The 19,114-nt window shown below is 58.4% G+C and carries 17 protein-coding genes and 2 tRNA genes; 7 read left to right on the forward strand and 12 right to left on the reverse strand.

Annotated elements, in window-relative coordinates; translation table 11 throughout:
- Positions 1–557: 557 nt before the first annotated feature.
- The 7 genes from NJLHNGOC_RS12080 to NJLHNGOC_RS12110 form a co-directional block, all read right to left on the reverse strand.
- The gene (locus tag NJLHNGOC_RS12080; RefSeq protein WP_239021512.1) at positions 558–1,679 is read right to left on the reverse strand and encodes a polysaccharide biosynthesis/export family protein; all 1,122 of its coding nucleotides are present in this window, start codon (positions 1,677–1,679) and stop codon (positions 558–560) included.
- A 76-nt stretch (positions 1,680–1,755) separates the two neighbouring features.
- Positions 1,756–2,901 carry a hypothetical protein gene (locus tag NJLHNGOC_RS12085; protein WP_113596588.1) on the reverse strand — a complete coding sequence of 382 codons (1,146 nt, stop codon included), beginning with the start codon at positions 2,899–2,901 and terminating at the stop codon, positions 1,756–1,758.
- Between the two features lie 59 nt (positions 2,902–2,960).
- The gene (locus tag NJLHNGOC_RS12090; RefSeq protein WP_133258744.1) at positions 2,961–3,773 is read right to left on the reverse strand and encodes an ABC transporter permease; all 813 of its coding nucleotides are present in this window, start codon (positions 3,771–3,773) and stop codon (positions 2,961–2,963) included.
- Positions 3,774–4,344: 571 nt separating this feature from the next.
- Entirely contained in the window at positions 4,345–5,814 is a 1,470-nt protein-coding gene (locus NJLHNGOC_RS12095) for a mannose-1-phosphate guanylyltransferase/mannose-6-phosphate isomerase (RefSeq protein ID WP_113596590.1), read from the reverse strand.
- Positions 5,815–6,114: 300 nt separating this feature from the next.
- Entirely contained in the window at positions 6,115–7,350 is a 1,236-nt protein-coding gene (locus tag NJLHNGOC_RS12100; RefSeq protein ID WP_113596591.1) for a glycosyltransferase family 4 protein, read from the reverse strand.
- An 8-nt stretch (positions 7,351–7,358) separates the two neighbouring features.
- Positions 7,359–8,699: a capsule biosynthesis protein gene (locus NJLHNGOC_RS12105; protein ID WP_113596592.1), complete on the reverse strand. Its 1,341-nt coding sequence runs from the start codon at positions 8,697–8,699 to the stop codon at positions 7,359–7,361.
- Complete coding sequence (locus NJLHNGOC_RS12110) at positions 8,692–10,386, reverse strand: capsular polysaccharide export protein, LipB/KpsS family (RefSeq protein WP_113596593.1); 1,695 nt, start codon at positions 10,384–10,386, stop codon at positions 8,692–8,694. The genes NJLHNGOC_RS12105 and NJLHNGOC_RS12110 overlap by 8 nt, the downstream gene beginning before the upstream one ends.
- A 204-nt stretch (positions 10,387–10,590) precedes the next feature.
- Between NJLHNGOC_RS12110 and NJLHNGOC_RS12120 the strand changes: the two genes are divergently transcribed.
- Together NJLHNGOC_RS12120 and NJLHNGOC_RS12125 are read left to right on the forward strand one after the other, a co-directional pair.
- The gene (locus NJLHNGOC_RS12120; protein WP_113596595.1) at positions 10,591–12,078 is read left to right on the forward strand and encodes an LTA synthase family protein; all 1,488 of its coding nucleotides are present in this window, start codon (positions 10,591–10,593) and stop codon (positions 12,076–12,078) included.
- A gap of 70 nt (positions 12,079–12,148) precedes the next feature.
- Complete coding sequence (locus NJLHNGOC_RS12125) at positions 12,149–12,802, forward strand: ABC transporter ATP-binding protein (protein WP_113596596.1); 654 nt, start codon at positions 12,149–12,151, stop codon at positions 12,800–12,802.
- Between the two features lie 165 nt (positions 12,803–12,967).
- Here NJLHNGOC_RS12125 and NJLHNGOC_RS12130 read toward each other — a convergent pair.
- A tRNA-Ala gene (locus NJLHNGOC_RS12130) sits at positions 12,968–13,043 on the reverse strand.
- An 83-nt stretch (positions 13,044–13,126) separates the two neighbouring features.
- Positions 13,127–13,768 (reverse strand): Maf family protein, encoded by a 642-nt coding sequence (locus NJLHNGOC_RS12135; protein WP_113596597.1) that lies wholly within the window; start codon positions 13,766–13,768, stop codon positions 13,127–13,129.
- Positions 13,769–14,205: 437 nt separating this feature from the next.
- Here NJLHNGOC_RS12135 and hemE point away from each other — a divergent pair, with 437 nt between their 5' ends.
- From hemE to hemJ, 3 genes are read left to right on the forward strand one after another with little or no spacing between them, the layout of a single operon-like run.
- A complete protein-coding gene (hemE, locus tag NJLHNGOC_RS12140) occupies positions 14,206–15,267 on the forward strand; it encodes a uroporphyrinogen decarboxylase (protein WP_113596598.1) in 1,062 nt (353 codons plus the stop codon).
- A gap of 2 nt (positions 15,268–15,269) precedes the next feature.
- On the forward strand, positions 15,270–15,971 hold the full coding sequence (locus NJLHNGOC_RS12145; protein ID WP_113596599.1) for an HAD family hydrolase: 702 nt from the start codon (positions 15,270–15,272) through the stop codon (positions 15,969–15,971).
- Positions 15,971–16,417: a protoporphyrinogen oxidase HemJ gene (gene hemJ, locus NJLHNGOC_RS12150; protein ID WP_206059790.1), complete on the forward strand. Its 447-nt coding sequence runs from the start codon at positions 15,971–15,973 to the stop codon at positions 16,415–16,417. Before NJLHNGOC_RS12145 ends, hemJ begins: the two co-directional genes overlap by 1 nt.
- A gap of 73 nt (positions 16,418–16,490) precedes the next feature.
- Here the strand turns inward: hemJ and NJLHNGOC_RS12155 are convergent, their stop codons facing one another.
- Complete coding sequence (locus NJLHNGOC_RS12155) at positions 16,491–16,955, reverse strand: YjjA family protein (protein WP_113596601.1); 465 nt, start codon at positions 16,953–16,955, stop codon at positions 16,491–16,493.
- A 99-nt stretch (positions 16,956–17,054) separates the two neighbouring features.
- Entirely contained in the window at positions 17,055–17,360 is a 306-nt protein-coding gene (locus tag NJLHNGOC_RS12160) for a YggT family protein (RefSeq protein ID WP_206059788.1), read from the reverse strand.
- Positions 17,361–17,519: 159 nt separating this feature from the next.
- Here NJLHNGOC_RS12160 and NJLHNGOC_RS12165 point away from each other — a divergent pair.
- Positions 17,520–17,595: transfer RNA gene (locus NJLHNGOC_RS12165), tRNA-Ala, on the forward strand.
- A gap of 13 nt (positions 17,596–17,608) precedes the next feature.
- On the opposite strand, the gene NJLHNGOC_RS15740 is transcribed toward NJLHNGOC_RS12165, so the two are convergent.
- The gene (locus tag NJLHNGOC_RS15740; RefSeq protein ID WP_133258745.1) at positions 17,609–17,794 is read right to left on the reverse strand and encodes a hypothetical protein; all 186 of its coding nucleotides are present in this window, start codon (positions 17,792–17,794) and stop codon (positions 17,609–17,611) included.
- A gap of 55 nt (positions 17,795–17,849) precedes the next feature.
- On the opposite strand from NJLHNGOC_RS15740, the gene NJLHNGOC_RS12170 reads away from it, so the two are divergent.
- A complete protein-coding gene (locus NJLHNGOC_RS12170) occupies positions 17,850–19,112 on the forward strand; it encodes a polysaccharide biosynthesis/export family protein (protein WP_239021513.1) in 1,263 nt (420 codons plus the stop codon).
- Positions 19,113–19,114: the final 2 nt, after the last annotated feature.

Consider the following 19,114-nt stretch of genomic DNA (forward strand, 5'->3'; position numbering starts at 1 on the left):
CATTATATATGTCTGATCGCCTGAGATACGAGGCACATGGGACAGGATCAAGATTATTCGTACCCATGGCCGGTAATATGTTCCATCCGCCGTTTCCTGAAGCAGCCTTCGTATCACATGTATCCCTGCCGCCTTGAGGCATGACCGTCACCCGATATCTTCCCCGCGCCAATATGGCAGGTCTGGAAGCTGCTTCAATCTGCAAAATTCAAGTTTTTTAAAACAAAATCATACTGTTAAATAATCATTCACATCTACGACGACATTTCCCCCGCGCACCGGCCTGCCAGGAATGGCAGACAATAACGGAACCCTATGGTTTCCCTGATTCAACCCTCATCGACCATCGTGGTTCTGGTAATACACGGTCACAAATCTTTTCTCTTCGTAATCCGTCGAGGACTGCCATCCTGCCATGACCAGACACCGGATCATCCCTGACGGGAATGACCCGGTGAACAGGCCCTGACCTGATAAAGGGGTAGGGGACTAGATTGTCGAAAAAAGGGCATTCATGCCTGACACATGTCCTGCATCAATGCCCCCTTCCGACCGGATCACTGCATGCTTCTGCCGGCCGACATACCCGGTGAGATCAGCGTGTTGATCAGGTTGAACATCTTGGACAGCTTGTTGATTTTTGCGTTCGCGATGTAAATCGTATCTTTGTTTTTCATGATGAAATGCTGGGCAAGGAAGAAGCTTGCCGGGTTCATCATGTCAATCTGGTAGATGATGGGGGTAAGCGGCTTCTGCGGATCCACAGGCAGGCCCAGACGCTCGGCGATCTCGGAACTTTCATAGCGGAAGACAAACACCGCATTCGGATCGGCACGGGCGTCCTGTGGACCACCCACCTTTGCCAGCGCTTCCGCCAGGGTGACGCTGGATTTCGTGAACGGCGTTTCCGTCGGCTTTCCGGCCGCGCCAAACACGGTGAATGTCCGGGGTTCGAAAATCAGCTGAAGCCGGTCGCCCGCTTCCATCAGGATATTCTGTTCGGGATTATCCTCGATCAGCTTCAGCGAACCTTCGGCGATCTGGTTATGCCGCGTCAGCTGGACCGTCGTGTCTTCCGGCTGATGCAGTCCTCCCCCCACCAGTGCCACGACATCCACCAGGCGTTCCTGATGCAGCGTCAGCGGAAGGCGACCGGGCTTGGCGACGTCGCCATACACGATGATGGAATTCGTCAGATTCTTGGAAATCAGCACCATCACCTGTGGCGACTGGGACTTCCCTTTCAGAGCGGCGCGTATCCTGTCCGCGATTTCATCCGATGTCAGTCCGTTCACCTGAAGATGCCCGGCATACGGCATATCGATCGTGCCATCCCCATTCACGAGGATGGACGAGAACGTGCTTCTTCTGGCGATACCGGAGGCCGGACTGGTGCTGGAGGACGGCAGATACAGGCTGTTGCCCATTTCATACACGTCGATATCGAGCATGTCCCCCGGACCGGCGCGATCACTGTTATAATGCGCCATGGCGGGCGACTGCTCGATATTGGAAAACAGGGGCGGTGCTTGGCTGTTGAGCAGCGTGATCAGGTCCGGGCTGACCTGCACGATCCCATAGCCGATGGTATTTTTCCTAGGATTGGACTGTGCGCTTTTGACGCCGGATTCCGTAGGCCCGCTGTCAGGAAGTGTATCGCACCCAGCCAAGAGAACCATTGGCAGAAATCCTGCGACCACTGTCTTTTTCCATCTGGAAAGAACTTTTTGTGTGAAGAGTGCGTTTCCCCATACCCTAGATCGCATGTTCACGCATCCCGGTAATAAGCAGCCGCCCGATCATGAAAGTCAGGCCCGAGCCAATGAACACAGCCAAAATCATACGGAAAACATGGGGATAAGTTATCATTCCTGGCAGATTTGGCTCTACCACGCGTACGACATACACCTGCTGCTGACGGGCTATCGCGCGCGCATTTTCCAGTTCCGACGCCGATGTCATATAGGCTTGCTGGGCAAATTCACGGTCCAGCATCAATTCGTCATAATCCGCGATATTGGCGTATACACCTTTTGTCTTCTGGGTCAGGCGACGCTGGGCCTCGATCTCCTCGTCAAGAGCCTTGATACGCTGCTTGAGCGTCAGGACCTGAGGACTTGAAGCATTGAGGTTGCGCAGCATCTGGGCAAGCTGAGTATCCGATTGCGCCAGTTCTGTTTCAAGCTGACCAATCAAACTGATTCCGACGACACTGGATTTCGAAGGATCAACATCACCCGACCTCTGACGGAACGCCGTCATTCGATGCTGGACGTCCTTAACCCGGTTTTCCGCAATAGTAACTTCCTCATCTGCGGCCTTGATGGTGTTTTCCGCTACCAGCCTGTTGAATGCATTTATACGCTCTTCACCAAGCTTCAGCAGTTCGTCTGCGATACGCTTAGCCTCCTCCGGACGGAAAGCGCGCACGTCCAGAGTGGTGACACCCGTGTCTTCATGAAACACGACGTCAATATGATTCAGATAGTACCATAGCAAGCGTTCAGGCGTCGGGTGCTCATAGAACAGTCGTGAGAGGATATCTATGTCCGGATGGCGGAACATCGCCACCAGATTCAGGCGCTGCTGCAGGGAATCCACAGCATCGTGCGATTTGAGATATGTATTGACAGCGAAATTTTCCGCAAGGCCCGCTCCGCCAGAAGCTATGGGACTGCCTCCACCCATCATCATCGCGGCGCCTGCGCCACTTGCCCTGGTAGAAGGACGGCTATCCTTAACCACGAACGCAGCCTCAGACTCATACTGTCCACTTGCAATCAGCGTGTAATATACAAGAGCCAGAAATGTAGGCAGAACCACGACAATAAGAACAGGTGCATGCCGCCGCAAGAATGCCGTCATGCCAGAATGCGTATCTGGCGTCTCAGCGTTGATCATACTACCTCTTATCCTGGAATGGCACGGCCATATAGCATATCGATCTGGATGTGGCCATTTCAGCCTAAATGGACATCCTTGCGGACTTTCCTGATGCTTATCAGTCCGATATAGGTCAATACCAGACACCAGCCAATTGCATAGGCAGGATAGGTATAATCGCTCGTGTAGGAGCTAAACTGCCCTTCGCGGATGAATTCGAACATCTCTGTCGTTGGAAAACATGAGAAATACCATCTGAAAGGATCCGGCATTGTCTGTTGCAATGTGAATGCCCCGCTGATCGGCAAGCTTAGATACATTGCTGGATGCGCAAGTCGTTCAACCACAGTGGACTTTTCACTGTAGGCTGCAAGAATCATGGACAGCCCAAACGAAAACCATAACAATAGTACTAGTCCCCAGATCATCAGCAACGGACGCTGCGGCAAAAAGCCATATGATATCGACTGCATCAAGAGCGAGAGGAAAATCACCGCAAGGATGGTGGAGGCAGCTTCCAGTATGGCACGGGAAAAGAGGATATCAAAAATCGTGACTATTCGATGATAGAGTAATGTACGATTGGCCTCTATGGCACCACCGGCACGACTAACCACAGAACGGTATAGACAAAAAAATGTATATCCCGACGTAATAAAAGATCCTGTTGGCATACCGACGTGCACAAAAGGTCCTTGGGAAAAATGAAGCACTGTAACGCCGATCGTGAGCAGTGAGGGCTCCATCATAACCCATAGGAAACCTATGTTGTCACGCCCGAAACGCGTATGCAACTCCCGGATAATGAGAGCTCCTATGACATGCCACTGAGTATTGAAACCGTTTTTAATAAGTTCGACTTCAGAATACCTCTTTTTAACCTGTGTCATATCTTTGCTGATCCACCAGCAGCTGGACACCCGCAAGCCAAGTACCTACTGGGCATTTCCTGCCGGTCTCCATAAATGGGTCCTGTCGTCATGTTAGGACAATGAACAAATAAGCAGGAGCTTCCCTTACCCCACCTCTCCCTCCTTGTCGAGACGGAAGCGATCCGCCCCGACATCCTCGCACAGACACCCCGATTTCCAGCGATTTTCATGTTATGAAACGTTACACAAACCTGAGTAACTGGACAGAACCATACATGAACCACATCACACATAGTCATGGTCCGTCCGTTGCAGAAACGACAGAGGCCTGCGGTTTTCACAGAAAACATATCAGAATAACTGATAACATAAGCTCCCGATGGGACTTATGTTACGCGGATGCATATCCAATACATAAGAAAGAAGAGATATGCACCACGCCAGCATGTTGCAGACAACATGCTTTATGATGGCGGTTTGAGACCAAATTATGGCACGCCATCGGAGGGTGCAGGACGCCAAGTCCCCAAAACACCCCCACCATCCCGTTTCACCCGCCGGGGACCCGGCAGGCTTGCACAGATATCATTCAGACCCGGGCATAATCGTCTTCAATGCGCACGATGTCATCTTCCCCCAGATAGGGGCCCGACTGCACCTCGATCAGGGTCAGGGGAATGCGTCCGGGATTCAGGAGACGATGGACAGAGCCCAGCGGCAGGTAGATGCTTTCGTTTTCACGAACCATATGCTCTTCATTGTCACGCGTGACGATGGCCGTGCCTTCCACCACCACCCAGTGTTCCGCCCGGTGGAAATGCTTCTGGAGCGACAGCTTGCGACCCGGGTCAACCACGATCCGCTTCACCTGGAAACGATCCCCCTTGGTCAGGCCCTCGTAAAAGCCCCACGGACGATAGTTGCGGTTATGGGTCCTCGCTTCGGGACGGCCCGCCGCCTCCAGCCGGGACACGACCTGCTTCACGTCCTGTGCATGATCACGGTGTGACACCAGCACCGCATCCTGCGTCACGACGACAATCAGGTCGTCCACGCCGCTGACCGCGGCGACAATGCCGTCCGATCGCACATAACAGTTGCGGCTGTGGGATAGGAAGACATCGCCACTGGTGACATTGCCATCCTCGTCCTTTTCACTCAGTTCCCACAGCGCATCCCAGCTGCCAACATCAGACCAGCCCAGATCGGCAGGTACGACGGCGGCATGCTGCGTTCGCTCCGCAACCGCATAATCGATCGATATGTCGGGGGATTCAGAAAAATATGTCGGGTTGAGGCGGATAAAGTCCGCATCCCTTGTCTGTTCCTTGACGGACTGGCGCACGGCCGCAAGCACATCCGGAGCATACTGCTCCAGTTCCTCGATGATTGTGCCGGCACGGAACAGGAACATGCCGGAATTCCACAGATATTCCCGGGTCCCAAGCATTTCCTCGGCACGGGCGGCATCAGGCTTCTCTATGAAGGACGAAACCTGATAGACGCCCCCTATGCCCGCAAGTTGCGGCCCGAGACGGATATAGCCGTATCCGGTATCTGGCCGCGTCGGGGTCATGCCAAAAGTGACAATATGCCCTTCACGCGCGGCCTGCACGCCACGCCCCAGAACGTCCTTGAGGTTCTCCGGCTTGCTGATGGCGGCGTCGGCGGCCATGATCCACAGAACGGCATTGGGATCGGTTTCCGCGACCAGCAGGGCGGCGGCGGCAATCGCCGGCGCCGAGTTGCGTCCCATCGGTTCCAGGACGATACGGGCGTCGGTAATTCCGACCTCGCGCAGCTGCTCGGCAATGATGAAGCGATGTTCCTGGTTGCACACGACGATCGGCGCGCCAACCGTGCACGAGACACCGCGCAGCGCCGTTTCCTGAAGCAGCGTCTGCTGCGACAGCAGGGGCCAGAACTGTTTGGGAAAGCTTTTGCGCGAAACCGGCCACAGGCGGCTTCCGGAGCCACCAGATAAGATAACAGGTATGACAGGGTTTGTATTATCAGGAAGATTTTCTGAAACTGTTGAAGATTTCTTGAGCATGGACATTACAAACCCCCTAATTTGTTCTTATGGTTCTACAATAAATATGTATCGGAAAATCTACCATCGCATGATATATTACATTCAGTATTTGTAATCGTTCCGGATGCATAAATTTTCACACGTCAGGTCTGGGTATAACGTGTCGTTATGATGTCAAATTTTCCATGCTCCTGAAATCCTGACAATCCGGTGTTGCATACAGACGGTTTTTTCGAGCCAAAGTTTCAATATCCTGTTCAATTAATTCTGCCCGGTCAAGCACACGGCAGGCCATTCCCCTGATATCATGTCGCATTCCGATCTTCACGGGCACCTCTCGTGCAATTCGCCGGAACCGCACAGGTCCTCGATGAACGAAAGGCCTTCGCGCACCTGCCGGGGCCAGGAAAAGAGCTTCGCCGTGGCAAGCTTCCTGCCCGGACGATGGTCCTCTATGCTGCCTGTCATCAGGTCTTCGATCGCCCTGCGCCATCCCATGCCGTCAAGAGGATCGACATAGGTCGCCGCCTGGCCCGCGATCTCATGGAAAACAGGGATGTCACTGCAGACGGCCGGGACATCGAGTTTCAGGGCTTCCGACAGGGGCAGGCCGTATCCTTCGACAAATGAGGGAAACAGCAACCCACGCGCGCCCAGCAGAAGCGCCGCCACCTCGGGATCGGACTGCCCATTGCATTCCCTTACAACACCCTGCAGGGCGGGACAGCGTTCGATCATGTCCAGGATATTCTCATTTTCCCACCCCCGGCGCCCCACCAAAACAAGGTGGGGAACATTGTTCGCGCCATTGCATTCCACCATCGCGCGCCACAGGTTAAGCAGCAGAAGATGGTTCTTTCGTGGCTCGATCGTCCCCAGACAGACGAAATAGGGATGCGGATTCCCGACGGGAATGGAGGCTGCTCCCTCCACCACGCCATGCGGCACGACGCGGACCGGCAATCCATTGCGCCTGTGACGCGCATACCGCGCCAGCGATCCCGCCACGGCCTGCGAGGGGACGATCACGCCCCGCGCCAGCGCAAGGACCGTATTCATCCGGGCCTCGTGCCGGGCAGGTTCGCGCGGGCGCGCGTATTCAGGATATTCGATGGGGATGAGGTCATGCACCATCGGCACAAGACACGCCCCCTGCCGCCGCAGGAACCGCTCGATACTGCCCGCGCGATTCAGGTGATGGTGCGACAACAGCAGATAGACCGCCCTGTCATGCCCTGCTGCCGCTGCCGGACGGAAAGACCGCCCTAACATCGCCTTTTGCACCATCCGCCGCGCTGCGCCGCGCACGTCACGACACAGATGATGTTTTCCCTGCCATACCTTTTCCGTCAGCCTTATGAAGCTTTCGGCCTGGTCAAACGGCAGCGGCACAATGACGCCCAGCGGTGAAATCGCAACGAACGTGACCCGCCGCGCGTCATGGCGCAAAAGATAGTCGGCATATTCGAATTCGATCCGATCGATCCCGGTCGGCACGACAGATCCGGCCCGGGCAATCAGACGGGAAATATCCAGATAGATATAAGGACAGCGCGGCATGATGAATGTCAGCGCACACCATCAGACACGACCACGTTGCGCGACACCCGCACCACTTCCGACAGGGCAGGGGCGGAAGCAACCATGTCAGGAACGCGGGCCATGCGGTTATGCGCGGGCAACACCTGCGAGACGCGCTGGATCACGCCCTCGACCAGGCTGGACAACCCTTCGGGGGAGAAGAAACCGCCCGCAATCAGGCAGCGGTTCACCAGCACCCGGTAGAATGCGTTGAAGGTCGCTGTGTCCGGAGGTGTCGGATGGGACCAGAAATTATCAAGGCCGTTCTGGTCCGTGATATCGGGAATGTCATATACCGCCTCACCCAGCGTGATGACCGGAACGCCCGAGGACAGCGCCAGCGTGCCTGTCGTGCTGTTGATGGTGACCACCCCCTGCGCCGTGCGCACGATGACCGCGATATCGCCCGCTTCAAGGAAATAGACCCGATCCGCGACATTTTCCGCCTGCGCGATCTGGCGCGTCAGTTCACGCCAGTCCCGCACGCCATTGTCAAGCGGATGCTCCTTGACCAGCAGGACCAGATCCTTCGGGGCATTCGTGGCAAAGGAATGGATGACCTTGCGCAATGCCGGCTCCATCCCCGAAAAGGGCGAATGCAGCCGCACCTGTGCATCGGCATCAAGCTGGAGCGGGAAGAGCATGTAGGGGATATGCTGCGTCTCGACCCGCTGCACGATCTGCATGGCTTCCTCGGTCGCGGCCTTGCGCCGGCGCAGACGCTTGAGCCAGCCCACCCCTTCCTTGAGCGGATGCCACGGGCGGTAATCACACCAGTGGCGGTAATGCCAGCGGCTCAGCAGGTCGGCGGAATTGTAGGCCACGGCCTCCAGCGCGCGGCGGCGGAAGGACGAGGGGACGGGATGATGCGGCGGCATCGGCGGCAGCAGGGCCGCTTCCTTGCGATACCACTCGGGATCGCGGGGCAGAGCTGAATGGCCATTGACACCGCCGAGTTCAAGCGTGACCCAGTCAGGGCGGATGTAACCTTCCTCGAACACATGCACGGGAATATGCATCCTGGCGCATGCCGCAATGGCGACCCGATGCAGGGGACGGCAGTCCCCGAACAGAATTACATCGGTAATACGATAACGTTTTATTACATTTTGAAAAAAATCAGGCCATTCTTCATCCGTGCCTGTAAAGTCAATACCATTGGGCAGACCCCAGAACAGGCGGTCACCACCATTGAAATTGATCTTGTAGACGCCATAGCCGGTCTTGCGGAAAGCTTTGCCAAGCTCGCGGAAAAATGGCCCCATCAATCCCTGCAGAAAAAGAAATCTGCGTTCGCCCACAACGCTTCTTTCAGAAACATTATTCATTATTATTTCTTCTTCCGCACAGGTGGGTCAGCTTTCCCTGTAATTGACGCAACCGGGTCAACATGCGTGGTCGCCAGATATGTCTCTCCCGGAACCGGGCCAACAGCGTTTCCACCTCACAAGGCAGGCGCGTAACGGGGTCGAGGTAAAGGGGATAAAGCAATAGGGTACCCGCAACAAGAGCCTCTATGGACAGGGAACGGTTACGCCGTACGCACGGTACCTTTCCCAGGTCGGTCGTCAGGCCCCATCCGGCATAGAACGGAACCCCGTACGTCACGACACGACAGCCGCGCAACAGCCCCTCAAACCCTGCCAGCGACGTCAGGGTGTGAATCTCGTCAACCTGCGTCATCAGGCTGGTTATGGCTCCGCCGCGACTGATGAAATCGGCATATCTCATGACCTCCTCCTCCCGCAGGTGGCCCGCCCTGTGGCCCGCATCAACATCCGGATGGGGTCGATAAACGACAAAAGCGTCCGGATTATGGTCCCGCACGGCGCGGAGCAGTTCAAGGTTGCCCTGGATTTCCCCGCCGCCGGCCCGTACCGACAGGTCATCGGCCACCTGTCCGGGCACAAGGATCACACGCCGTCCCGCCGCATTCCACGCCGGGACGGACGAACCTCCCTCCGCCTGGCCGTATTTGGAGACGCCTTCGTCGATCAGGCGACGGATCAGGCGCCGCGCGCGTGCCTTCAGCGCTGCGTCAAACTCTGCCGTGGCAAGGATATGTTCCAGATCGCTGGGGCCGGAAGGATCGTAATAGATGCCGCGCCGGTCCACGAAGATGGAACAGGGCACGCACAGATCGCTTCCCAGCCCGACGGAACGGACGAAGCCATCCTCCACCCGCCATAGCGGAACGCCCCTGTCCGCGGCCTCCTCCACCAGTCCTTCAGGCAGGCGCGTGGCCCATCCGGCAATGGCGCCATGACGTCGCCGCGCCACCTTCAGGGCCGCTTTCGCATGCCGCATGAACGCCGGATGCCCCGGCGCGTGCGCCAGGAAATCGCCGATCCGTTCACGTTTCCACAGCGCCATGCCCACACAGACGCCGATTTCGCGGTTCGCCCGGATCCTGTCGCGCCACAGGGACAGGATATCGACAATCCGTCCCAACGGCACGATGCCCTGATCAAAGGGATCCCTGTAACAGGTCCGCACCGTCAGGTCCCGGGCACATTCCTCATACGATACGCGACGTCCCGCGACATCGCCGCCCCGGTATGCCACCTGGTACGCCAGCGCACGGATCCCGCGCAGGGCCGCCAGCCGGACAAGGTCGCACAGGCCAAGGGCATGGACCTCCCGCGCATGATCGAGCAGGGCATGCGGGTCAACCGGCCCATGCGTCATCGCCACCCCCCGCAGGCGGGCCACGCGCGCGGCCGCCCCATACGGGTCGCGCACGACCAGCATGACCTCGCTGCGGCGGACATGCCGGAGGACATGTTCGAAAAGTGCTGCAATCCCCGCCTGTCCATGCCTGCGCTGTTCAGCCACGGAGGCCGTGACGATGACGGGACGGGCATGGCGCGCGACAGGGGCCCAGAATTCCCCACCCAGCCGAAGACGCAGCATCCGGGCCACCCCTTCATCGTCTTCTTCGCCCCTGCCACGTGATGCCAGCACCGGCATCTTTCGACGCAGGGGTGGCGCACGAAGCAGGAACGCGTCATCCATTACCGTGTTTTCGCAAACAGCCTCATGCCGCGCCACTTCGTTTCCCCCTGCAATGATAAAGCCACGACCCGGTCACGGGTTCCAGCCCCCGGCGCCAGACTTCCGATTGGCTGATGCCTGCCCTTGCCCTTCCATACATCATCGGCAAGAAGGGTATGCGCGCCCTCCGCCTTACGCCATCCGGATAGAATGCAGTCCTGTTCCATGCAATTGTGGTTTCCCCTTCTTATCCTCGGCGTAACCGTCATAGCGGGCTTTTTCGTGGAAAGCATGGCGCGACCGTCGTGCCGTGCCCTGCCATCGCCGCGACGCTGCCTTCTCGATGGGCTGCTGACGGGGACGCAATACGGAATGTGGCTGGCCCTGTGTGGCGCGCCGGTGCTGGCGGCGGCGCTGACAACGGCGGTGAACACCTGTCTGGTGATCGGATCGAACATCAAGCTGTCGATCCTGGGGGAACCCATGCTGTTCTGCGATGTAGTTGCCGCGCGCGGTTTCCTTCAGCATCCCAAATTCTATCTCTTTTCCATTCCTCCCGCAGGGCGCATCGCAGTGGTGGGCGGCCTGATCGCGCTGCCCCTGCTGCTGGTGATGTGCAGCACCCTTTCGCCGCTGCCACACCTGATGGGGACAGGGTGCCTGATCGCCTGCGTCCTGGCGCTGCGCCTCATCCCCGCGGCCCGGTGGGCGCCGCGACCAGACATGCCATACGATATCGGCCGCCTTGGCCTGCCTGGCTCGCTGTTTCTTTACTGGCGCCGCTGGCGGCATGAAACGGCGCAGACCCCAATTGCGGAGGCTCCGGCCGTGACCGGGCATCCGGCATACGACACCGTCATTGTCATACAGTGTGAGTCCTTTGCCTGTCCCACCGACCTGTTCAGCACGGATCACCCATCCCCCATTCCCCTGCCGGAACTGCCTGCCCTGGCACGGGCGCGTCGCATGGCATCACGATGGGGAACGCTCGATGTCAGTGGCTTTGGCGCCTATACGATGCGCACGGAATACGGGGTGCTGTTCGGCGTGGATGAAAATGCACTGGGCTTCCGCGCCTATGACCCTTTCCTGACGGCACGAAAGGAAACCACGCTTTCCCTGCCCGCCATCATGGGACGGGCCGGATATGAATGTACGTTCGTCCATCCCCACGACCTGCGATTTTACGGACGGGCGCAACTGATGCCCGCATGCGGGTTCAGCCACATCATCGGAGAGGAAAGCTTTACCCACACTGCCCGTCCCGACATGCCATATGTGGAGGATGTCGCGCTGGCGCAGCAGATCGGGCAACTGGTAAAGGCGCAGGCAGGCCTCGGTTTCATCTATGCGGTGAGCATGGAAAATCACGGTCCATGGCCCGCCCGGGGACCGGATGGACCAAAATCGGCACTGGCGCATTATTTCGGGCATCTGCGTAACAGCGACCGGATGCTGGACATGCTGATGGAGACATTGTCCACCACGGGCCGGACGGGACTCCTGCTTTTCTTTGGCGATCACCGCCCGTCCATCGCCGGCATGGTGGTGCCTGCCGCCGCCCGGGGCACCCCCTATGTCATGGTTCCCTTCGGTCCCGGCAGGACGGTTACCCGGCCTGCCCCCCCACAAAGCCTGACGCCGGCGCAGTTGCACGATCTGCTCCTGCATGACACGCTGGCGGCCGATGGTGCGTGCGACCATGAAAGATGATATGGATATGTCCGGTTCCTGATCCCGTCTTTCCTGTCAGGCCCTTTCCTGAGGTCCCGAATACAAGCCCATGATCGAATTTGAAAACGTCACCAAGATCTATCACGCGCGCGGCGTAAACAAATGCGTGCTGGATCACCAGTCCTTTGTCATAGAAAGGGGCGAGTCGATTGGCATCATCGGGGTCAACGGCGCGGGTAAATCCACCCTGACCCGCATGATCGCCGGGATCGAATATCCAACCAGCGGCCGCATCACACGCACCATGTCCATTTCCTGGCCACTGGGATTTGCCGGCGCGTTTCAGGGCAGCCTGACAGGGGCGGACAATGCGCGGTTCATCGCGCGCATCTATCGTCGCCCGATCAATGACATCCTTGATTACGTAAACAGCTTTGCCCGGCTGGGGCATTATTTCGATGCGCCGGTCAAGACATATTCATCCGGCATGCTGGCGCGTCTCGCCTTTGCCGTATCGCTTGCCGTTCGCTTTGACTGCTACCTCATCGATGAAGTCACGGCGGTGGGTGACCAGTCCTTCCGTCTGCAGTGTCGCGAGGCATTGCTGGAACGACGCGAATACGGAACCCTGGTCATGGTGTCGCACGATCCCAACATGCTGCGCGAATATTGCGACAAAGGCGCGGTGCTCCAGAATGGGCGCCTGACCTTCTATGACGCGATTGATGAGGCGATCGAAGCGTCGGCCGAACTTTACAGGTAACCCATGCGGGACAGCCTTTCCCTTAGGGGGAGCAGGCTGTCATTGTCTTCCGACGTCATGAAAAAGCCGGATCCGCCCAGACAGGGTAAAAATGGCCAGCCAGACACACCCTGCCCCTAAATACAGGCAAGTAAAATCGAAACGACCTTATAGGGAAGATAAGGATGGTGGAGCCAATGAGAATCGAACTCACGACCTCCTGAATGCCATTCAGGCGCTCTCCCAACTGAGCTATGGCCCCACACTTCTGACCGGGTCGTATGGGCTCGACCCGTTTGTCTGCCGGGGTATAGCGAGTAGCCCCAGGCTTGGCAACCCCCTATTTCATGTCCTTACGACCCCCTGCTGGCGCAGGAATTCCAGCAATGCCATGCGCGGCAGGCCAAGGATGGCGTCATGGTCCCCCTCCATGCGGTCGAAAAGATGCAACCCCGGCCCCTCCAGCCGGTAGGCCCCGACCGAAGACAGGACGCCAGCGCCTTCGAGGCGGAGGTAACGGTCAAGGAAATCATCGCTGAACTCACGCATCCACAGGCGTGGGCGCGCAAGGTGATGCCACAGACGCCTGCCGTCGCGCATCACCGCCACCGCCGTATGCAGCACGTGCCCGCGCCCGCGCAGGCGCGTCAGCTGCGCACGCGCGGCAGTGATATCGGCAGGCTTGTCAAACCATTCCCCATCGCATGACAGGATCTGGTCCGCGCCGATGACGATCGCGTCTTCGTCCACGATTCGTGCCGCCTTTGCCCATGCCAGTTCCATGGCGGTGGCATCGGCATCACGTCCCGATGCCCGGCAGCGCTGCTTGATGATCCCCTCGTCGATCGCGGCCGGCCGGCAGGAAATGACCAGCCCCGCCGATTCCAGCAGCATACGACGGGCGGAAGACTGGCTGGCGAGTACTATCCGTGGCGACTCGGTCTGTAATGAAACGTTTTTTAGTACTAAATTCGAGTCGTCGGACATCTGGCGCTCCGTACTGTCAAAGTTAAACATGAAATTCGGCGACGGGAGTACTCCGGGAGTACTGTGGTACATGGGGATGGTACTTCGCATGATTCTGCATCGTACCGAGTACCGTGGATAAGCCGCCCCCCCCCCTGCAACCTGAGTTGTACACAGCCCCCTGTCGGAAAATTCTTAGCAACTTTCCCTGATGGCTGAAAACCGGGACCCTCCGGACTGTACACACTGTGGGAAAAACGGGGTACATTTTCGGAAACATGGGTACCCCATCACTCACACCCCCTATAAGCCACCTCAAGAATTTCTTTCTCTTTTCTTTTATTGATTAGGAATGAGACCTCCGGAACCGTGGGAAAGACGGCGAAAGCGGATCCGTGCTGTTCGGTCGGCAAAAAGTACGAGATAGTCCCGCTGCAATGAAACTGAACGACGGACCGATGACGGAAACAGGCAAACCCCTTCTGCGTGCTCTTGCGGGAGAAGCGATCTGGCCCCCCCCGGTATGGCTGATGCGGCAGGCCGGACGTTTCCTGCCCGAATTCCGGGCATTGCGGGAAAAGGCGGATTTCATCACGCGCTGCATGACGCCGGACATGGCGACCGAAATCACCCTGCAGCCGATCCGCCGTTTCGGCATGGACGGGGCCATCCTGTTTTCCGACATCCTGATCCTGCCCTGGGCAATGGGACAGTCGCTGGAATTCATCCACGGGCGCGGTCCGGTGCTGGAGCCGGTGCGCAGCCTGCGGGATCTGGAACGTCTGGACGTGGGCCGGGTGAAAGGGGCAACCCGACCGGTCATGGAAACGTTGCGTCGTCTGCGCGGCATCGTTGACGGCCCCGAACCGATCGGGGTGGCACGGCCGGGACAGGTCACGCTGATCGGATTTGCGGGCGCGCCGTTCACCGTCGCCTGCTACATGGTCGAGGGGCACGGATCGCGGGAATTCGACGTCACGCGTGGACTGGCCTATTCCGATCCGGAATTCTTCGACTGCCTGATCGATACCCTGACCACCGCCACGGCCGACATGCTGTGCGACCAGATCGTGGCGGGGGCCGAGGCCGTGATGCTGTTCGACAGCTGGGCCGGGCTGCTGCCGCCATCGCAGTTCCGCCGCCATGTCATCGCCCCGGCCCAGCGGATCGTGCGCATCATCAACGAACGCCATCCCGGCGTTCCGATCATAGGCTTCCCACGGCTTGCCGGGATCATGGCGGTGGAATACGGCCGGCAGACGGGCGTCAATGCAATGGCGCTCGATACCGGGGCGGACATGAAGGCGATCGCGGCGCAGCTGCCTTCGACCCTGACCCTGCAGGGAAATCTTGACCCCCTGCGGGTACTGGCGGGCGGCGAGGGCATGCGGGCGGAGGCCCGTGCCATCCGTGACGCGATGAAGGGACGTCCGCATGTCTTCAACCTCGGCCATGGGGTGGTGCCTGCGACGCCACCGGAACATGTCGGTGACCTTATCAGCACCATTCGGGATATCTGAACATGCTACCTGCCTGTATCCGTCCGGACGGCCATCTGCGGCTGATCATCTTCGACTGCGACGGCGTCCTTATCGACAGCGAGGGGCCTTCATGCCGCATGCTGGCGCGGGAACTGCGCAAGGCGGGGCTGGAAATCAGCGATGACGAGGCCGTCGGCAGGTTCGCGGGCAAGGCGCTGACGGCCCTGAAGGAAGAAATGCAGGATCAGGCCGGACTGACGCTTCCGGCGGACTGGCCGACGCGCATGCAGCACGCGCTTGTGGAACTCATGCAATCCGAAGCGGAGACGATCGAGGGGGCGGCCACCATGCTGCGTGAAATCGCGGCACTCGGCATTCCCTATCGCATCGGTTCCAACTCATCGAAACTGGAAATGGATGCGAAATTCGGTCGCACTGGACTGGATGCGCTGATTACGCCACAACAGATCCATTCGGCGCGTGATATGGGCAGGCCCAAGCCCGATCCCGCCGTCTATCTGTCTGCCGCGAAAAGCCAGGGCGTGAATCCGCAAGACTGCCTTGTGCTGGAAGATACCGAAACCGGGGCGGGGGCCGCGCATGCGGCCGGAATGGCCTGTGTCCTGCTGCGCCCGCTGGACCTGCCCGCGACCAGCTGGCCCGGACTGCTGCGGATCGGCCATCTGGGGGAATTCGTCCCGCTGGTGAAGCGCATCCTTCGATCCCAGGGGCACGGAACATGATGGGCATGCTGTGGCCGTGGGTGTTATGGATCAAGGCGTTCCATATCATGTCCATGGTCGCGTGGATGGCGGGCCTGTTCTACCTGCCGCGCCTGTTTGTCTATCACTGCCAGACGGAAGTAGGATCGGCGGAATCCGAACGCTTCAAGGTCATGGAATACAAGCTGCTGCGCATGATCATGCTGCCGGCGATGTGCTGTACGTTCCTGTTCGGCGGCCTGCTGGCCATGATGCCGGGACTGATCGACTGGCATGCGGGATGGTGGCTGACGAAGCTGGCGGCGGTGTTTGGCCTGGCCGGTTTCCATGGGGCCTGCGCCTCGTGGCGACGCGCCTTCGCGCAGGACCGCAATACCCATGATGAGCGCTTCTATCGCATGGCGAACGAAGTGCCGACGGTGCTGATGATGATTGTCGTCATCATGATTGTCGTGCGTCCCTTCTGACATGAAACACGCGACCCGGGACATTGCCCCGAGCCGCGCGCATCAACACTCCCGCACAAGAGCGGGTGAGAGCTTACAGAAGCGACTTGCCCTGCTTCAGCACGGCGCTGCAGACCTTCTTGGTCACTTTCTGCTTCAGGTTGCCCGTCAGGGACGACAGGGAGAACGTATTTCCGTTTCCGGTGTCCAGGATCCCCTGCTGACCGTTGGTGTAAAGGGAGTTGGACGTATCAAGGCCACTCTTGTTCTTCAGCGAGGACAGGATCGTCGAAGGCGAATTCCCCCCGAGATAGTTGTTCTCAACGCAGTAGCTGAGAAGGCCGGTGACGTTGGACGGGGCCAGCGACGATACGGACGGAATGTTCAGGCCACTGTTCGACAGCGCGCCGGACGCCGCGTTCCCTAGCAGGGAAGATGCGCCGTTCGAGTTGCCGCCCGTCAGGCCAGACAGTCCCTGTGCATGGACGGGGGCTGCGGAAACAGCGGCGAGGAGGGGAAGGGCAAGGTATGCTGCCGAAAGCTTCTTGACGATGGACATGGGAACTCCTGGTTGCCACGGGGCAGAGCGCGCATGTCATGACAGGACCCGTTCCCGCCATGACGCACGCCAGCCCCCAGCATTCAGCCTGATGGCCCGTTAGGCAATCCCCACCAGCATCATGCCATATATCTTGCCAAGGACGGGGCACAGCACATACTGGATCAGCAGCAGCAGCGCGATGGGGCTGAGGTCGATATTGGCGACCGGCGGCAGGATATTGCGAATGGGCTGCAGCAGGGGTTCGGTCATGCGCGAAAGGAAATTGTAAATTTTCCATACGATCCGTTCGCGCGGATCAAGGATGCCAAAACCGATCAGGAAGCTGAAAAGGCAGGCCAGCAGAACGACCCAGGTGTAAAGCTGGATCAGTTCGAACAGCAGCCTGAACACAATGGTAATCAATGGGCCGACTTTCAAAAGGGGGCGTCTGTGCGGAATCTAGCGTTCCGTGGCACGCGCCACAATATCAACTGTGCATCCCCATGAATAAACGCATCCGTGATGCCCGGACAGGCTTGACACATCGGGCCGTCGTGTGATTTATCCCCCAGCACGGTATGTGGGGCTGTAGCTCAGATGGGAGAGCGCCTCGTTCGCAATGAGGAGGTCAGGGGTTCGATTCCCCTCAGCTCCACCACGTTTCCGTAAAATCACCATAATATTGTGCGAATGCCTTCTTCTGTATCAGAAAGATGCTGATACACGACGTCGGCAGGTTCAGGTTGATCGTTTTTTGCTGGCGGAGTAGAGATATCCGGCTTTCTTACCTGCGGTATCCTGATCGTTGCAGGCATTTCCCCGTCGTCCCCAGCAAAGAGAAAATATTTAACCAGCATGCCAGACCATCCCGTTGTTTTGAGGACGCGTCATGAAGATGGGACCTCCGTTGGAATGACGATGCCGACAGTCGTGAATGGCCGTCGCCAGCCCATGTTTTCCGACATGGCGCGGCGTATCGCGGGCATGGCGGCGATGTTGTCCGTAACGGGGCTTCTGCTGGCCGGATGCAATACCCTTCCCCACAGCGGGCCCGAGCAGTCGGAAATCGTGGCGGACCAGAAAAGCCCCAAGAAGAACAGCCTGGGGTTCAGGATCATCCCGATCACGCCCGAACTGATATCGTGGCTGGATGCGGAAAAGCCGCCGCTGCTGTCCACCCTGGATACGACGAATTACGTGGCGTCACATAATGATCGTATCGGACCGGGCGATCATCTGGCGATATCGGTGTATGAAGTCGGAAACGGTCTGTTCGCCGGCTCTGTTTCGGGAACGTCCACAAAGGATACCTCAAGCCTGACGAGCATGTCCGGCATCGGGGGGGATACACCGCTTGGCGCGATTGAGTCCCGACTTCCGGTGGTGCAGGTCAATGACCAGGGCAATATCACCATCCCTTATGCCGGCAAGGTGCATGTCGCGGGGCTGACGCCGTCGGAAATCGAACAGCGTATTGCCAGCAGCCTGAAGAATGTTTCCACGAAGCCCGCCGTGGTGGTGCGTCCCCTGGTGGATGAGACGAACGTGGCGATCGTCTATGGCGATGTCGCCAAGACCGGCCGCATTCCGCTGTCGCCCAATCAGGAACGCGTGCTTGATGTCGTCGCGCTGGCGGGGGGGGCAAAGCACCTTTCCGAAGATGTGCTTGTGCAGCTGACGCGCGGCGACCGGCTGGTGCAGGCGCCCCTGAAACTCATCGAACAGACGCCGGAGCAGGATATTCCCCTTCAGCCCGGTGACCGGCTTGAACTGCTGTATGAACCGCGCAGCTTTACGGTGTTCGGTGCGACCGCCAAGGTTGACGAGGTCGATTTTACCACGCCGACCCTGTCGCTGGCGGAAGGTCTGTCGCGCGTTGGCGGGCCGCTGGATCAGCAGGCCGATCCGAATGCCGTTTACCTGTTCCGTTTCGAGGACCGCAATATTGCCAGCAGGCTTGGCCTGCAGATGGATCCGGGGCAGCAGAACATTCCCGTTGTGTACCAGCTGGACATGATGAATGCGCAGAATTACTTCCTTGCGCAGCAGTTCCCGATGAAAAACAAGGACCTGATTTACGTCGCCAACGCAAAAATAAATAATTTCAACAAGTTCTTCAACCTGTTGAGCACGATCATCAGCCCGGGTATCACGGCCGCCTGGCTGGCGAAGTAAGC

The organism is Novacetimonas cocois (assembly GCF_003311635.1).
Lineage (GTDB): Bacteria > Pseudomonadota > Alphaproteobacteria > Acetobacterales > Acetobacteraceae > Novacetimonas > Novacetimonas cocois.

Coding starts and splice junctions, on each gene's coding strand:
- NJLHNGOC_RS12080 (WP_239021512.1), bottom strand. CDS start 1,679: ATGGTTCTCTTGGCTGGGTGCGATACACTTCCTGACAGCGGGCCTACG.
- NJLHNGOC_RS12085 (WP_113596588.1), bottom strand. CDS start 2,901: ATGATCAACGCTGAGACGCCAGATACGCATTCTGGCATGACGGCATTC.
- NJLHNGOC_RS12090 (WP_133258744.1), bottom strand. CDS start 3,773: ATGACACAGGTTAAAAAGAGGTATTCTGAAGTCGAACTTATTAAAAAC.
- NJLHNGOC_RS12095 (WP_113596590.1), bottom strand. CDS start 5,814: ATGTCCATGCTCAAGAAATCTTCAACAGTTTCAGAAAATCTTCCTGAT.
- NJLHNGOC_RS12100 (WP_113596591.1), bottom strand. CDS start 7,350: ATGCCGCGCTGTCCTTATATCTATCTGGATATTTCCCGTCTGATTGCC.
- NJLHNGOC_RS12105 (WP_113596592.1), bottom strand. CDS start 8,699: ATGAATAATGTTTCTGAAAGAAGCGTTGTGGGCGAACGCAGATTTCTT.
- NJLHNGOC_RS12110 (WP_113596593.1), bottom strand. CDS start 10,386: ATGGATGACGCGTTCCTGCTTCGTGCGCCACCCCTGCGTCGAAAGATG.
- NJLHNGOC_RS12120 (WP_113596595.1), top strand. CDS start 10,591: ATGCAATTGTGGTTTCCCCTTCTTATCCTCGGCGTAACCGTCATAGCG.
- NJLHNGOC_RS12125 (WP_113596596.1), top strand. CDS start 12,149: ATGATCGAATTTGAAAACGTCACCAAGATCTATCACGCGCGCGGCGTA.
- NJLHNGOC_RS12135 (WP_113596597.1), bottom strand. CDS start 13,768: ATGTCCGACGACTCGAATTTAGTACTAAAAAACGTTTCATTACAGACC.
- hemE (WP_113596598.1), top strand. CDS start 14,206: ATGACGGAAACAGGCAAACCCCTTCTGCGTGCTCTTGCGGGAGAAGCG.
- NJLHNGOC_RS12145 (WP_113596599.1), top strand. CDS start 15,270: ATGCTACCTGCCTGTATCCGTCCGGACGGCCATCTGCGGCTGATCATC.
- hemJ (WP_206059790.1), top strand. CDS start 15,971: ATGGGCATGCTGTGGCCGTGGGTGTTATGGATCAAGGCGTTCCATATC.
- NJLHNGOC_RS12155 (WP_113596601.1), bottom strand. CDS start 16,955: ATGTCCATCGTCAAGAAGCTTTCGGCAGCATACCTTGCCCTTCCCCTC.
- NJLHNGOC_RS15740 (WP_133258745.1), bottom strand. CDS start 17,794: ATGCTGGTTAAATATTTTCTCTTTGCTGGGGACGACGGGGAAATGCCT.
- NJLHNGOC_RS12170 (WP_239021513.1), top strand. CDS start 17,850: ATGACGATGCCGACAGTCGTGAATGGCCGTCGCCAGCCCATGTTTTCC.